This window comes from Kitasatospora sp. NPDC127035 (assembly GCF_042726075.1).
Taxonomy (GTDB): domain Bacteria; phylum Actinomycetota; class Actinomycetes; order Streptomycetales; family Streptomycetaceae; genus Kitasatospora.
The window spans coordinates 14,943-30,535 of record NZ_JBHXDN010000059.1; the positions used below are offsets into that span (position 1 = coordinate 14,943).

At 74.9% G+C, this 15,593-nt stretch carries 9 protein-coding genes and 1 pseudogene; 6 read left to right on the forward strand and 4 right to left on the reverse strand.

Features of this window, described 5'->3' with window-relative positions; translation table 11 throughout:
* The first annotated feature begins 49 nt into the window (after nucleotides 1-49).
* The 4 genes from ACFWIC_RS30895 (at nucleotide 50) to ACFWIC_RS30910 (ending at nucleotide 6,675) form a co-directional block, all read left to right on the forward strand.
* Nucleotides 50-1,771, forward strand: a complete 1,722-nt coding sequence (locus ACFWIC_RS30895; protein WP_380520539.1) for a carboxyl transferase domain-containing protein — start codon at nucleotides 50-52, stop codon at nucleotides 1,769-1,771.
* Nucleotides 1,772-1,959: 188 nt separating this feature from the next.
* Entirely contained in the window at nucleotides 1,960-4,344 is a 2,385-nt protein-coding gene (locus tag ACFWIC_RS30900; protein WP_380520540.1) for an acetyl/propionyl/methylcrotonyl-CoA carboxylase subunit alpha, read from the forward strand.
* The gene (locus ACFWIC_RS30905) at nucleotides 4,341-5,339 is read left to right on the forward strand and encodes a hydroxymethylglutaryl-CoA lyase (protein ID WP_380520541.1); all 999 of its coding nucleotides are present in this window, start codon (nucleotides 4,341-4,343) and stop codon (nucleotides 5,337-5,339) included. Before ACFWIC_RS30900 ends, ACFWIC_RS30905 begins: the two co-directional genes overlap by 4 nt.
* A 148-nt stretch (nucleotides 5,340-5,487) precedes the next feature.
* Complete coding sequence (locus ACFWIC_RS30910; RefSeq protein WP_329883726.1) at nucleotides 5,488-6,675, forward strand: acyl-CoA dehydrogenase family protein; 1,188 nt, start codon at nucleotides 5,488-5,490, stop codon at nucleotides 6,673-6,675.
* A 105-nt stretch (nucleotides 6,676-6,780) separates the two neighbouring features.
* Here the strand turns inward: ACFWIC_RS30910 and ACFWIC_RS30915 are convergent, their stop codons facing one another.
* The 3 genes from ACFWIC_RS30915 to ACFWIC_RS30925 all read right to left on the reverse strand — a co-directional run bounded on the left by ACFWIC_RS30915 (nucleotide 6,781) and on the right by ACFWIC_RS30925 (nucleotide 10,139).
* Nucleotides 6,781-7,572, reverse strand: a complete 792-nt coding sequence (locus tag ACFWIC_RS30915; protein WP_380520542.1) for a hypothetical protein — start codon at nucleotides 7,570-7,572, stop codon at nucleotides 6,781-6,783.
* A gap of 22 nt (nucleotides 7,573-7,594) precedes the next feature.
* Nucleotides 7,595-9,397, reverse strand: a complete 1,803-nt coding sequence (locus ACFWIC_RS30920) for a hypothetical protein (RefSeq protein ID WP_380520543.1) — start codon at nucleotides 9,395-9,397, stop codon at nucleotides 7,595-7,597.
* Nucleotides 9,398-9,611: 214 nt separating this feature from the next.
* The gene (locus ACFWIC_RS30925) at nucleotides 9,612-10,139 is read right to left on the reverse strand and encodes a universal stress protein (RefSeq protein ID WP_380364626.1); all 528 of its coding nucleotides are present in this window, start codon (nucleotides 10,137-10,139) and stop codon (nucleotides 9,612-9,614) included.
* A gap of 685 nt (nucleotides 10,140-10,824) precedes the next feature.
* Between ACFWIC_RS30925 and ACFWIC_RS30930 the strand changes: the two genes are divergently transcribed.
* The gene (locus ACFWIC_RS30930; RefSeq protein ID WP_380520544.1) at nucleotides 10,825-12,135 is read left to right on the forward strand and encodes an HAD-IA family hydrolase; all 1,311 of its coding nucleotides are present in this window, start codon (nucleotides 10,825-10,827) and stop codon (nucleotides 12,133-12,135) included.
* A 133-nt stretch (nucleotides 12,136-12,268) separates the two neighbouring features.
* Here the strand turns inward: ACFWIC_RS30930 and ACFWIC_RS30935 are convergent, their stop codons facing one another.
* A complete protein-coding gene (locus ACFWIC_RS30935; protein ID WP_380520545.1) occupies nucleotides 12,269-13,048 on the reverse strand; it encodes a GNAT family N-acetyltransferase in 780 nt (259 codons plus the stop codon).
* 1,010 nt (nucleotides 13,049-14,058) lie between these two features.
* Between ACFWIC_RS30935 and ACFWIC_RS30940 the strand changes: the two are divergent.
* A pseudogene (locus ACFWIC_RS30940) lies at nucleotides 14,059-15,249 on the forward strand (helix-turn-helix domain-containing protein); the annotation flags it as partial.
* Between the last annotated feature and the right edge of the window lie 344 nt (nucleotides 15,250-15,593).

A 15,593-nucleotide genomic window follows, 5' to 3' on the forward strand; every position in this document is an offset into this window, starting at 1 on the left:
ACCAGGCTCTGCCGGCCCACCTGCCACCGAGGGCAAGGGAGCTCTTGGAATGGTCATCTCCACCGCCGGAGCAGCTGCCGGCGTCAACGGCAGCTCCGCGACCGGCACCCCGGCGACCGGCGCAGCCTTCGGGTCCGTCGCCCCTGGTGGCGCCGCACCGGCACCACGGCTGGACACCGCCGCCGACCCCGGGTCGGAGGCCTACCGGAGCAACACCGCCGCCCACCGGGCGCTGGTCGCCGAGCTCCGCGAGAAGCTCGGCGCCGCCTCGCTCGGCGGAGGCGCCAAGGCCAGGGCCCGGCACACCTCGCGCGGCAAGCTGCTCCCCCGCGACCGTGTGGACACCCTGCTCGACCCGGCCTCCCCCTTCCTCGAACTGGCCCCGCTGGCGGCCGACGGGATGTACGACGGCGCCGCACCGGCCGCCGGGGTGATCGCGGGCATCGGCCGGGTCGCCGGACGGGAGGTCGTCGTGGTCGCCAACGACGCCACCGTCAAGGGCGGCACCTACTACCCGATGACGGTCAAGAAGCACCTGCGCGCGCAGGAGGTCGCGCTGGAGAACCGGCTCCCCTGCATCTATCTGGTCGACTCCGGCGGTGCCTTCCTCCCGATGCAGGACGAGGTCTTCCCGGACCGCGACCACTTCGGCCGGATCTTCTACAACCAGGCCCGCCTCTCGGCGGCCGGGATCCCGCAGATCGCCGCCGTGCTCGGCTCGTGCACGGCGGGCGGCGCGTACGTCCCGGCGATGAGCGACCAGGCCGTCATCGTCCGCAACCAGGGCACGATCTTCCTCGGCGGGCCGCCGCTGGTGAAGGCCGCGACCGGCGAGGTGGTGACCGCCGAGGAGCTGGGCGGCGGCGACCTGCACTCCCGGACCTCCGGCGTCACGGACCACCTCGCCGAGGACGACGCCCACGCCCTCTCGATCGTCCGCACCATCGTCGCGGGACTCGGGCCGCGCGCGGCCCGGCCGTGGCCGCTCGCCCCGGCCGAACCGCCGGCCGTCGACCCGGCCGGCCTGTACGGGGCCGTGCCGGTCGACCCGCGCACGCCCTACGACGTGCGCGAGGTGATCGCGCGGCTCGTCGACGGCAGCCGGTTCGCCGAGTTCAAGGCCGAGTACGGCGCGACCCTGGTGACCGGCTTCGCCCGGATCCACGGCCACCCGGTCGGCATCGTCGCCAACAACGGCGTGCTGTTCGCCGAGTCCGCCCTCAAGGGCGCCCACTTCATCGAGCTGTGCGACCAGCGGGGCATCCCCCTCCTCTTCCTGCAGAACATCACCGGGTTCATGGTCGGCCGGCAGTACGAGGCGGGCGGCATCGCCAAGCACGGCGCCAAGATGGTCAACGCCGTCGCCTGCACCCGCGTCCCGAAGCTGACGGTGGTGATCGGCGGCTCGTACGGAGCCGGCAACTACTCGATGTGCGGCCGGGCGTACTCACCCCGCTTCCTGTGGATGTGGCCGGGCGCCAAGATCTCCGTGATGGGCGGCGAGCAGGCCGCTTCGGTGCTGGCCACCGTCCGCCGTGACCAGCTAGAGGCGCACGGCGAGGAGTGGCCGGCCGAGGCGGAGGACGAGTTCAAGCGCCCCGTCCGCGAGCAGTACGACCGCCAGGGCAACGCCTACTACGCCACCGCCCGGCTCTGGGACGACGGAGTGATCGACCCGATGGACACCCGGACCATCCTCGGCCTGGCCCTGACGGCCTGCGCCAACGCCCCGCTGCCGCCGCCCGGCCCGTTCGGCGTCTTCCGCATGTAGGTCGTCCGCCGAAGGCCCTCCACCGGCGGGCCTTCGGCAGGCGGCCCCGTGCGCGGACGCGCGGGCCGTCGACCCGCCGGACGCCCCCGTCCGACGGCGCCGCAGCGCCGCCACCGCGGTCCGACCGCCGCTCCCGCTCGACCACCTCCTCACGTACGGCTCCCCCTCGACCCGGAGGAACGCCTCCCATGTTCGACACAGTTCTGGTCGCCAACCGCGGCGAGATCGCCGTCCGGGTGATCCGCACCCTGCGGCGTCTCGGCGTGCGCTCGGTCGCCGTGTTCAGCGATGCCGACGCGGACGCCCCGCACGTCCGCGAGGCCGACGTCGCGGTCCGGCTCGGCCCTGCCGACCGCAGCGACAGCTCGGCCGCCGAAACCTACCTGCGGACCGACCAGATCCTCGCCGCCGCCCGCCGGACCGGCGCCCAGGCCGTCCACCCCGGCTACGGCTTCCTCGCCGAGAACGCCTCCTTCGCCCGCGCCTGCGCAGAAGCGGGCCTCGTCTTCATCGGTCCTCCTCCCGCCGCGGTCGAGCTGATGGGTGACAAGATCAACGCCAAGGAGGCCGTACGGGCCGCCGGCGTGCCGGTGGTGCCCGGCAGCCGTGCCACCGCGCCCAGCGACGACGCACTCGTCGCGGCCGCCGACGAGATCGGCTACCCGGTCCTGCTGAAGCCGTCCGCCGGTGGCGGCGGCAAGGGCATGCGGCTGGTCCGCGACCCGGCCGACCTGCCCTCCGAGATCGCCGCCGCCCGGCGCGTCGCCCGCACCGCCTTCGGCGACGACACCCTGCTGCTGGAGCGCTGGATCGACCGGCCGCGCCACATCGAGGTCCAGGTGCTCGCCGATGCCCACGGCACCACCGTCCACCTCGGCGAACGCGAGTGCAGCCTTCAGCGCCGCCACCAGAAGCTGATCGAAGAGGCTCCCTCCGTCCTGCTCAATGCCGAGACCCGCGCCGCGATGGGCGCCGCCGCCGTCCGGGCCGCCGAGTCCTGCGGCTACACCGGCGCCGGCACCGTGGAGTTCATCGTCCCCGGCGTCGACCCGGACTCCCCCACCCCCACCGAGGGGGTGCGGGACTTCTTCTTCATGGAGATGAACACCCGCCTCCAGGTGGAACACCCCGTCACCGAGCTGGCCGTCTCCGTGGGCGGCTCGCGCTCCCGGGGTTCGTCTGCGTCAGGTTCGACCGCGGGTGATCCGGACACGGACGGTCGGGACGCCGACGATCCGGCCGTCACCGACCCGGGAGCGGACCGGCCCCGGCGGCTCGACCTGGTCGAGTGGCAGCTGCGGATCGCCGCGGACGAACACCTCGCCTTCACCCAGTCCGACATCTCCTTCCTGGGCCACGCCATCGAGGCCCGGATCTGCGCCGAGGACCCGGAACGGGACTTCCTGCCCACCGGCGGACGCATCCTGCTCCTCGACGAACCACGGGGCGAAGGCATCCGGGTGGACTCCGGGGTCGCCCCGGGGACCGTCATCACCAGCTCCTACGACCCCATGCTCGCCAAGGTCATCGCCTACGGACCCGACCGGCCGACCGCGCTGCGACGCCTCCGCGCCGCACTGGCCGACACCCGGATCCTCGGCGTCACCACCAACACCGGCTTCCTGCGGCGACTGCTCGCCCACCCCGAGGTCGCCGCCGGACGGCTCGACACCGGCCTGGTGGAGCAGACCGCGCAGCAGCAGCCCGGGCTGCTCGCCTCGCCCTACTCCCCGGCCGCCGCGCCCGCACCGGACACCGAAGCCCCGGAAGCCCCGGCCTCCGGAGCCCCGGAGGCCGCGGCACCCGACGCGCTGCCGCCCGGGTCACCGACACCCGCCCACCTCCTCTACTACGCCGCCGCGCTCGCACGGCACCTGGACCTGACCCCCGCCGCCGACCACGACGGCTGGACCGACCCCTTCTCCCTTCCCTCCGGCTGGCGCCTGGGCGGCGCCCCCGCCTGGACCACCCACCGACTCCGTACCCCCGGCCAGGACCCGGTGTCGGTGCGCATCCGTTCGATCACTGCGGGCAACGTATCCGAGGCCACCGACAATCCGCCCGGCGGCGCCCCCGAGGTGGAGATCCGGCTCGGCGCCGGGCCGGTCCACCGCGCCCGGGCCACCCGGTCCGGCGACCGGCTCCGCCTCACCGTGGACGGCCTGCGGACGACCTTCGCGCTGGCCGCCGACCGGGCCCCCGGCACCGCGGCCGGTCCGGTGACGTGGCTCGGGATCGACGGCGACGCCTGGCCGGTGCACGGCCACGACGCCGTCGGCGGGAACGCCGCCGCCGGCGCGGCCCACCACGGCGCCCTGACCGCACCGATGCCCGGCACCGTCACGGTCGTGAAGACCACGGCCGGCGAGACCGTCCGCAAGGGCCAGCCCCTGCTCGTCCTGGAGGCCATGAAGATGGAACACGTGATCGCCGCCCCGCACGACGGGACGGTGAGCGAGCTGCGGGCCACCGCGGGCGCCACCGTCGCGATGGAGGAACTGCTGGTCGTGGTCACCCCCGCCGGGGCCGCACCGGCCCCCGCCGAGGGCGCCGGAGCCGAGGTGCGGCCGTGACCGCCGCCACCCCCGCGCACGAGCCCGACGCGCTCGACCTGGGCCTGCCGGCCCCGGTCCGGGCGCCCGGCCTGCCCGCGGAGGTCCGGATCCACGAGGTCGGACCGCGAGACGGGCTGCAGAACGAGAGCGCCCTCGTCCCGGTCGAGGTCAAGGCCGAGTTCATCGCCCGGCTCGCCGACGCCGGCCTGCGGACCGTCGAGGCCACCAGCTTCGTTCACCCGAAGTGGGTACCCCAGCTCGCCGACGCCGAGGAGCTGATGCCCCGGCTCGCCGGTCTGCCGAGCGGGCGTCCCGGGCTGCGCCTGCCGGTCCTGGTGCCCAACGAGCGCGGGCTGGACCGTGCGCTGGCCCACCGCGCCGAGGACGTCGCGGTCTTCGCCAGCGCCACCGAGACGTTCGCCCGACGCAACCTCAACCGGTCGGCGGACGGGGCGATGGAGATGTTCCGGCCCGTGGTGGAGCGCGCCACGGCCGCCGGGGTCCGGGTCCGCGGCTACCTGTCGATGTGCTTCGGCGACCCCTGGGAGGGCCCGGTCCCGCCCGCCCAGGTGATCGGTTTCGGGGTGCGGCTGCTGGAGATGGGCTGCACCGAGCTGAGCCTCGGCGACACCATCGGCGTGGCCACCCCGGGCCAGGTCACCGCCCTGCTGGACGGGTTCGCCGAGGCAGGGGTGCCGGCGGGACGGCTCGCGGTGCACTTCCACGACACCTACGGCCAGGCGCTCAGCAACACGCTGGCCGCGCTGCGCTCCGGGATCACGGTGGTCGACGCCTCGGCGGGCGGCCTGGGCGGCTGCCCGTACGCCAAGAGCGCCACCGGGAACCTGGCCACCGAGGACCTGGTGTGGATGCTGCACGGACTCGGCATCCGCACCGGTGTCGACCTCCGCGCCCTGGTCGCCACCAGCGGCTGGATGGCGAGACGGCTCGGTCGCCCGAGCCCGTCCCGGACGGTCCGGGCCCTGCTGGGCCCCGGCGCCGGCCAGGACTGACGCCGGCGGGGGTCCCCGGCCGCCCATCCGCTCGTCCGGGCCCCGCCCTTCCCCCCTCATCACACCGCGCGTCCGCCACACCACCGAACGGACGGCGGTCGTCCCGATCAAGCCCGCGCCCACCCGGCGGGGCCTCAGGAGGATCATCATGCTCGACCACCGGTTGAACACCGAGCACGAGGAACTGCGGCGCACCGTGGCCGAATTCGCCCAGGACGTGGTCGCCCCGAAGATCGGCGAGTACTACGAGCAGGGCGAGTTCCCCTACGAGATCGTCCGGGAGATGGGACGGATGGGCCTGTTCGGCCTGCCCTTCCCCGAGGAGTACGGCGGCATGGGCGGCGACTACTTCGCGCTCTGCCTGACGCTGGAGGAGCTCGCCCGGGTCGACTCCTCGGTCGCCATCACCCTGGAGGCGGCGGTCTCGCTCGGAGCGATGCCGATCTACCGCTTCGGGACGGAGGAGCAGAAGCGCGAGTGGCTGCCCCGCCTGACCTCCGGCGAGCTGCTCGGCGCGTTCGGACTGACCGAGCCCGAGGGCGGTTCCGACGCGGGCGCCACCCGCACCACCGCCCGGTACGACGAGGCCACCGACGAGTGGGTGATCAACGGCACCAAGTGCTTCATCACCAACTCCGGCACCGACATCACCGGTCTGGTCACCGTCACCGCGCTCACCGAACCGCTCGCTCGTTCGAGTGAAGGGGGCGAATTCTCCTCGCCACGGCGCGAGATCTCCTCCATCATCGTGCCCAGCGGCACCCCCGGGTTCCAGGTGTCGAAGAAGTACTCGAAGGTCGGATGGAACGCATCCGACACCCGCGAACTGTCCTTTACCGACTGCCGCGTCCCCGCGGCCAACCTGCTGGGTGAGCGCGGCCGCGGCTACGCCCAGTTCCTGCGGATCCTCGACGAGGGCCGCATCGCGATCGCCGCCCTGGCCACCGGCCTGGCCCAGGGCTGCGTGGACCAGTCCGTCTCCTACGCCGGTACGCGCCGGGCCTTCGGCCGGACGATCGGCACCAACCAGGCGATCCAGTTCAAGCTCGCCGACATGGAGCTGCGCGCCCACACCTCCCGCCTCGCCTGGCGGGACGCCGCGTCCCGGCTGCTGCACTCGGAACCGTTCAAGAAGGAGGCCGCGATCGCCAAGCTGTACTCGTCGGAGGCCGCCGTCGACAACGCCCGCGAGGCGACCCAGATCCACGGCGGGTACGGCTTCATGAACGAGTTCCCGGTCGCCCGCTTCTGGCGCGACTGCAAGATCCTTGAAATCGGCGAGGGCACCTCGGAGGTCCAGCGCATGCTCATCGCCCGCGAGCTCGGCGTCTCCTGAGAGAGCGCCCGCAAGCCCTGTCCGCACACGACGACACGTCCCCGTCCGTCGATCCTCCCGCCCCGTCCGCCGCGCACCGGCCGGCCGGTGGGCGGGGCCGGAGGGTCACGGGAGGGGCGGCCCGACCGCACCGCGGTCGCCGACGTCGATCTGCTCGTACCGGGTGAGCGCGAGTTCGAACGCCGCCGGTTCGACCTTCACCGTGCCGTCGAACGGGCCGCTGAGCTGGAACACCAGACCGACCGCGAACGCCACCGCAGCGCCCATGAACCCCATCAGCACCAGATTGCGCCCGCCGGCGGTCAGCCCGATCAGCGGCGGCACGGCCAGCACGACCACCGCTCCCACCACCAGACCCCACAACTCCAGTGTCGGCGCCCGCGAGCCGACGTCGGCCAGCCGGGCCGTCCGCCGTGCGTAGGCATCCTCCAGCCCTCTCAACGTGTCCGCCTTGGCACCGAGTTCGACCGGGTCCTCGGTCCGTACCGCGTCCGCCGCGATCCGGACCCGGTCGATCGACACCCACGCCTCGGCACTGCCGTGTCCCTGCCCCAGCTGCACCCACTCCTCGTCGATCACCTGCCGGGTGTACGCCCGCAGCCGCTGCCGTACCACCGGACGGTCCGGTCCCGGCAGCAGCCGCGCGGACCAGTACACCTCGGTGAGCGCGCGGGACTCCTCGTAGGTGTGCCGACGCGCGTCGCTGAGCTCCTGCCAGGCGCCGGCGACGGCGAAGCCCGTGAAGAGGGCGAAGAACCCGAGCACGGCCGCACTCACGAAGCCGACCGCGGACGAGTTCCCCTCGTCGTCCGGGGAGGAGCGAAGCCGCCCGATACCGAGACCGATCACTACGGCGAGAGCCGCACCGGCCAGCACCGCGACGACGTTGACCCACATCTACGGGCTCTCCCTCAGAGGTTCATGATCCACTACGGCCTCCGGGGCCACCACCGGGGCGCTTGCGCACCATCGTGGCGGCGGCCAGGACCACAAGGACCGGAAGCATGATCGCCATCAGCAGCATCAGCACTTCGCCGGTGCCCCATCCGCTCTCCCAGTCGAACGGCGAGCCGTCCGGCCCCTGGGCGGCCGCAGCCACTCCTCCACCCGAACTGCCGGAACCCACGCCCGTATCGCCCGCACCGGGGTTCCGGGCGTCGGCGCCCGCACCGGGGTTCCGGGCGTCGGCGCCCGCGCCACCCGCCCCACCATTCGCGGCACCACCCGGGGCACCCGCCGCGCCGCTCCCGGCCGCGCCTGCCGCCCCGGCCGCCGCCGGGGCGGGCACGGCCTGGAAGGGGCTCGCCGGAAGTCCGAAGAGCGCGGTACCCGGACGGAAGGGCACTGCCGACCCGGTTGCCGCCGCCACGGCAGCGGAAGCGGCAGCAGCAGCGGCGGCCTGGGCAGCGGCGCTCTGGCCGGCGGCAGCGGCAGCCGCTGCGGCTGCCGCCCCCGCGACGGCTGCCGCGTTGGCGGGCGCGGCTGCCCCGGGGGCCGCGGCTGCTGCTGCGGCTGCCGCGGCGTTCGGAGCGGCAGCCGAACCGGCCGGCGGCGCGGCCGGGTTGGGCGGCGGAGCGTTCGCGGCGGCAGCGGCTGCCGCTGCGGCACCGGCCGCCGGGGGCGCGACCGCCGGGTTGACCGCCCCGGGGGCCGCTGCCCCGGCCACCGCTCCACCGGGAACGGCTGGAGCACCTGGAGCAGCGGGAGCGCCGCCGGTACCCGGCGGCGCCGGATTGCCGGCCGTGCCGGGCGGGGCTGCCGCCCCGGGCTGGGCGGGCGTACCCGGTTGGGCGGCTGGAGCCGGGCCCTCGCCCTCGTATTCCCCCGGTGCCTCCGCCGCGAGCGGGCGGGGAGCCAGCGGGCGCCCGTCCTGGCCGACCGCCCCGTCCGCTGCCAGGCCCTCGGCCCGGGCCACGGCGGAGTGCCTGCCGGGCCGGGCCTCGCCCGAGGCGGTGCAGTCCAACGGCCGGCCCGGCTCCAGCAGACCGGCCGCGGACTGGCCGAGACAGCTGACCTGCCCCACCCCGGGGAGGAGGTCCACCACGCTGACCGCGCTGACCGGCGAGTCCCCGACCGCGTCCACCCGGTACCTCAGCAGGACGTCTCCGCCCACCCGTGCCACGGTGACGCGACGCCCGGGAAGCCGCTCGGGAGAGGAGGCCGGACCAGCCGGCGGGAGGGCTCCGTCGGCCACCGCATCCCGGTCCCCGGGCGGCACGACGGAACGGGCGACGGAACGGGCTGCGGAACGGGTCACCACACCCGTGCCCGCCGGAACGCCGACCCGGGCCAGCGTCAGCCCGGCGACCAGTCCGAGATAGCCGGCCTCCGCGGTCACGACGGCCTTGGGGAGGCCCTTCGGAGCGTCCGCCTCGACGCGGACGACGGCCCGCTGTTGACCGCTCTGCGCCGGCAGGGTGGCCGAGCACTCGACGACACCGAGGGCGGGGAGCACGAACGGCTGCTGCCCGCCGCAGACCACCGCGGCCCCGGAGACCTGGGCGTCCTTCAGGACCGAGACGGTCAGCGGGTACTCCGCCTGGTTCGCCAGCCGGTAGACCCGGAGCAGCTGTTCGCCGGACCGGACCCGGACCCCGGTGCCGGTGGCCCCGTTGGTGCGGACCTCCAGCCGCACCGCGCCACGGGCTTCTCCGCCCGCCGGGCTGAGCGCCGACGCCCCGGGGGCGTCGGCGAGGAGCGCGAGCGGCAGGAGTGCCGGCACAGCGGCCGACAGGACGAGGAGGGCGGTGACACGGCGGGGAGCACGACGGAGAGGACGTCCGGGCGGCCCGGAATCGGGCGGAGTGGGCCGATTGATCACCTTGTCATTCTTCGCACCGCGCTTCCCGGCCGGGCGGGAGCGCGGTACCGACCCACCGGCAGGGGTGACACGTTCGGCCCAGCGGCAGGCCCGCCACGCCGTAGCCGGCGAATCGTCAGGGGATCACGATCACCGGACGGTTGGCCCGGCGGGCGAGGCGACCCGACACGGATCCGAAGATCTTGCCGAGCAGGCCGTGCGTGCTGCCGACCACGATGGCGTCGGCGGCGTACTCACGGCCGACCTCCTCGATCTCGTGGCAGATGTCGCCGCCCCGTTCGACCAGGACCCAGGGGACGCCGGCGAGGAAGTCCGCGCAGGCGAGCTCCAGGCCGAGCACCTCGGTCCGGTGGTCGGGGAGGTCGACGAAGACCGGCGGTTCACAGCCCGCCCAGACGGTGGCCGGCAGGCGGTTGGCCACGTGCACGATCACCAGTCCGCACTGGGAGCGGCGGGCCATGCCCACCGCGTAGGCGAGAGCGCGCTCGCTCGACAGCGAACCGTCGAAACCCACCACCACACCGTGACGGAAGGCGGGGTCGCAGGAACGCGAGGACGCCGGCCGGACCGCCGGTTCTCCGACGGCGCGGGTGGGGCCGGAGGCGCTCGGCCGGTCGGCGCCCGGACCGGGGCGGCCCGTCACCGGGGGCTCCGCGCGGTCGTCGCGGTGCTCGTCCCGCCGGTGGCGGGAACCCGAGCCGGGGCGGCCTCGGCGCACGATGTTGCGGAGGGGCCGGGTGAGGCCACTGCTCCGGACGTCCGCATCCGGCTCCACCGGTCGGAAGGACTCAGAACCAGCCATGGCACAAGGCTCTTCGAAGGGGATGGGCTGACAGGAGAGGACATCGCTGCCCGAGCAGCAGGCCCGCCCAGGGGACGACGTCGGTCTGCGCCGCGCACCACCGTTGGTGACCTGTTCCTTTCAGAGTACGACGGGCCGGGGACTCGGCCCAGCCACAAGACCTCGGGGCGACACTGTTCCCGCGAACGGGGGATGTAACCCCCGTCGGCCGTACGCCCCCGGGCACGCTGACGCGCCCCTCCGGCGACAGAGGTTCCCTGGAGCTTGACGGAGCGGGCCGGGCGGCGCAACAGGCCACCGGGACACCGTGACCGGACTGTCATGGATCGATGACGATCCGTTGCCGCCCGATCACCGCGCGGCGGGCCCGCGGCGGGTCGTCCGGGGCCCGTAGGGCGAGCCCCACCTGACGCAGCCGCCCCCGGAGTGTGGCACCGAGCCCCCGTTTCGGCCATTTCGCACGGGTTCGCGACGCCGTCTGGCATTTGCCAGGTGCATAGGCACGGCCGCTGGCACCATGCTCGGCATGCCCCTGCTCCTGCTCGACCTCGACAACACGCTGCTCCCCAGGGACGCCGCTTTCCGGGCCTGGGCTCAGGAATTCCTGACCGAACGAGGGCTGCCGCCCGGCGACGTCGACTGGCTCTCCACCATCGACGGCGGCGGCTACGTACCGCGCAGCACCGTACTGTCCGCCGCCCGCCGCCGCTACGGACTGGACGAGTCACTCGACCGCCTTCTCGCCCACTACCGGCGCGGCATCAACTCCCACATCCACTGCCCGTCCCGCAACATCGACGCGCTGCGGGCGGCGCGGGCCGCCGGGTGGACGCTCGGGATCGTCAGCAACGGCGGCACGGGGCCGCAGCTGGAGAAGATCCGCCGGACCGGACTCGGTCCGCTGGTCGACGGCTGGGTGATCTCCGAGGAGGCGGACTGCCTCAAACCGGACCCGCTGATCTTCGAGATCGCCGCGCAGCGGTGCGGCATCGCACCGATCGGCGACTGGGCCAGCCACACCTGGATGATCGGGGACCACGCCCCCGCCGACATCGCCGGGGCCGAGCTGGCCGGCCTGCACAGCGTCTGGCTGCACCACGGCCGTCCGTGGGCCGAGCCCGGCTACCGGCCCACGCTGAAGGCGGCCGGGCTGCCGGAGGCCGTCGGGCAGGTGCTGTCGGCCCGCGTCGCTCCGTCACCCCGGCCGGGGATCCGGGCGGGCGGATCGCTCGGGCGGCGGGCCGGCGACTCCGAGGGCGTCCCCCGTTCCCGGGACCGGGGAATCCCCGGTGCCAGGGCTCTCGCCCTGGCACCGACCGGGACGGTCACGGCGTCCGCCGGCGCCGCGGTCCCGATCGGAACCGGCATCACGGCCGGCGGCACCCCGGCGGCCGGGACCGTCGTCACGACCGGAAGCGTGACCGCGACCGGGGTCGCCGTGGTGCCGATCGGCCCGAGGTCCTCGGGGCCGGGCATGAGGGCGCAGACCGGCGTGCGGTCAGGCGCACAGTTCTCGCCGTCCGCCCTGGACGACGGGCACGCGCCTGTTGCCGCGAACGCCACGAACTGTGCCACCCCGCATCCGGGGGCAGGGTCCGTTGTCCGAAACCGACCCGGCGGGTTTGCCGCCGACGGCGCGGAGCACTCCGCGTCTGGGGGCACCGCCGACGTGGTGGAACCGCCGGTCGGGCTCCCGTCGACGACGGGCGGGCCGCCCGCCCGGACGAGGTTCGCGGCGCCGCCGGCCCGCAGGGTTCCGCGTCCGGGCACCGCCGCCTCCCCGCGAACCGCCGGAGCCCCGGCGGCCCCGGCGCACCGCGCCGCCCGGACCGGATAGCGGGCGACTCGCGCCGTGGTCGCCGGGCGAAGCACCGGAGCGTCCTCGCCCGAGACGCACCCGGGCGCCCGGGTGCCCGGGTGGGTCCGGGCGGCACAGGCCGCGCCGCCGGGCGGCTACGCCGGGAGCCTGCTCAGCGCGTCCACCAGCGGGTGCGGGCCAGTTCGGTGAAGCCGAGCCGGCGGTAGAGCGGCTCGCCGAGTTCGGTGGCCACCAGAGTGGCCGGACGGTCGGGGTGTGCGGCGGCCAGCGCCGTCCGCAGCACCGCCCGGGCCACTCCGCGTGAGCGCTGGGCAGGCAGGGTGGCGACCCAGTAGACGCCGGTGGCGTGGCCGTCGTCGTAGGTCAGGCAGGCACCGGCGGTCACGCCGTCGACCCGGCCGATCCAGGCCCGGCAGCCGGGTTCGCCCAGGAGCCGCACCGGCAGCTGGGCACCCTCGGTCCAGGGCTGCCGGGGCAGGATCGGGAAGCCGTCGACGATCGCGCGCTCGGCCTCGGCGAGGGCTTCCGCCTCCAGGACCTCACCCGCCGTCAGCACCTCTGCGGCGAACCCTCCCGAGCCAGTCGCCGGCCGTTCCGGCGGCAGCGGACCGGGCTCGCGCACCATCACCGCCATCCGCCGCCCGTGGCCGCAGCCCTGGCGGGTCAGGTCCAGCCCGCCGTACGGGTCCTCCACGGTGAGCCGTACGGTGTGCCAGGCGGCGAGCAGGTCCGTCAGTTCCGCTTCCACCGCTCCCGGTTCGCCGGTGGGGCGGGTGACCACCACGCGGTGGGCGTCGTCCGGGGTACGGGCGCAGCGGACCGCGGTGAAGCCGGGGCGCGTGAGGTACTGCCAGCCGTGCGCACGCGCCTGGGCCAGCCAGAGTGCGGCGGCGTTGTCGTTGGCCTGTTCGAGCCGGCTGAGGATCTCCACTCCAGGACGGTAGCCTTGACGGCCCGTCCGCGCTGTCCGGCCCCGGCCCTGGCCGGATGAAGCCAGGGAGGCGCACACATATCGGCCGTGCGCCCTCGCGTGCACCGCCGATTTTCGGTCAATCTCGCGCGACTCCCCCGCCCTTGGGCAAATCCGCAGCCCAGACGCGCCGGCCGGGTGCGCCGAAGCCGGACGTCCCAGGACCCGTCCCGCGACAACCAGCCACCGTTGCACCGGCCCCCTTCCCAGAAGGGTCGACGGGTGCCACGCTTCGTGATCGAATGCATCACGCCAAATTGCCATGTCGACATAGCGTCGGATGGTGAACTTGTCACAACGGCAATGGTCCACCCGATAGATTCGATCTTGGCCAGCAGTGCCGCACCACCACACCACACCACCGAGGGGGCTTGAGCGCCTTGAGCAGGGTGAGCAGGAGCGACGCGGGTCCTGACAGCGGCCAGACCGCGGCCGGCATCGCGGGTCGTTCCGCGAGAGGCACCGGCAACAAGGCCCCCGCCGTCAACACCCGCACCTCCGGCACAGCCTCGTACCCCTCCTATTCCGCTGCGGCCACACCCGCCCCAGGAACCACTTCCGCACCAGCCGCCCCCGGCGGCCCCGGTGCCTCCGGCTCCCCGGGCACCCCACCCTTCCCGGCCTCCCCGGAGCACGGCGGACGCACCGTCAGCCGATCCGGAGTCAGCCACGGGACCGGGTACGGCATCGGCTCGGACGGCCGGCACGGGCAGTCGGTTACCGGCCAACCTGGCGGCCACCCCGGCGGCGGTCACCCGGGCGGCCACCCGGGCGGACAGGAGAGCGGATTCACGACCTTCGCCGCCGCTCCGACCGGCGCGCTCTCCGGCCCGGCCCTGGCCGGCGCCGGAACGTCCGGCGGGATCCCGCCGGGATCGCTCGGGCTCGGGGTGTCCGGCCACGGCGCGGGCGGACACGGCGCGGGCGGCCACGGCGGACCGGGCTCCGGCCTCAACGGATCCTCGACTCCGGTGATAGCGGTCTCGCCGCGCAAGCTCTCCGGCCGGCGCAGGCGCGAGACCGTCGCCGTGCTGATCTTCGGCGGCGCACCGATCTTCGAGAGCTCGATCCCGCTCTCCGTCTTCGGTGTCGACCGCCAGGACGCCGGGGTGCCGCGCTACCGCCTCCTGGTCTGCGCCGGCGAGGAGGGGCCGCTCGCCACCACCGGCGGCCTCACCCTCTCCGCCCCCTACGGGCTGGAGGCACTCGCCCGGGCCGGGACGATCGTCGTACCGGCCTGGCGCTCGATCTCGCAGCCGCCGCCGGTCGAGGCGATCACGGCGCTCCGCAAGGCGCACCACGAGGGCGCCAGGATCATCGGCCTCTGCACCGGCGCGTTCGTGCTCGCCGCCGCCGGTCTGCTGGACGGCCGCCCGGCGACCACCCACTGGATGTACGCCCCGACCCTGGCCAAGCGCTACCCGCGGGTCCACGTCGACCCGCGCGAGCTCTTCGTGGACGACGGCGACGTGCTGACCTCGGCGGGCACCGCCGCCGGGATCGACCTCTGCCTGCACGTGGTCCGCAGCGACCACGGCGCCGAGGCGGCCAACGCGCTCGCCCGGCGGCTGGTGGTGCCGAGCCGTCGCAGCGGTGGCGGACAGGCCCAGTACATCGACCAGTCTTTACCTGAGGAGATCGGCAACGACCCGCTTGCCGAGGTGGTCACCTGGGCGCTGGAGAACCTCAACCAGCAGTTCGACGTCGAGGTGCTGGCGGCTCGCGCCTACATGAGCCGACGGACCTTCGACCGGCGTTTCCGCACGCTCACCGGCAGCGCGCCGTTGCAGTGGCTGATCACCCAGCGGGTGCTCCAGGCCCAGCGGCTGCTGGAGACCTCGGAGCTGTCGGTGGACGACGTCGCGCGCCGCTGCGGCTTCCGGTCGCCGGTGGCGCTGCGCGGGCACTTCCGGCGCCAGCTCGGGGTCTCGCCGGCCGCCTACCGGACCAGTTACCGGGCCCGTCGGCCGGGCAGCGTCTCGGCCGCCCAGGCCGCGGCGCAGGGCAACGACCTCCGGATGACCGGGGCCGTGCCGCAGCCCGCCACGGCCGCCGCCCCGGCGGGCGGGACGGTCCCGGGTCAGCACGGTGCGCACGGGCAGGCGTCGGTGCCGGGCTTCCCGGGCGGCGCCGCGACGCACCCGGGGCAGCACGGTCAGCCGTCCGGCCAGGGCGTCCACGCCCGGGCCGGGCAGCCGTACCCGCACCAGCCGGCGGGGCACCAGCAGCATCCCGGCCAGCCCGGAACCGGACGCGGCCCGGCACGGCCGCCGATGGTCCCGGCGCAGCCCGGTCCGAACGCGGGCCGGCCGCCCCGGACGGCGGAGCACGCCGCGGCCGAGGACGGGCACCCGCAACCGGGCGCCCGCGGCCAGGGACAGGGGCACCGGACCGCGGCCGACCGGCCGCAGGACGAGTCCCCGGCGGCCGGACGCGGTCACGGCGCGGCCGGAGGCCGGCTGCCGGCGCCCGCACCGGCCGGGACCCCCGAGGCGCGGGCCCGGCA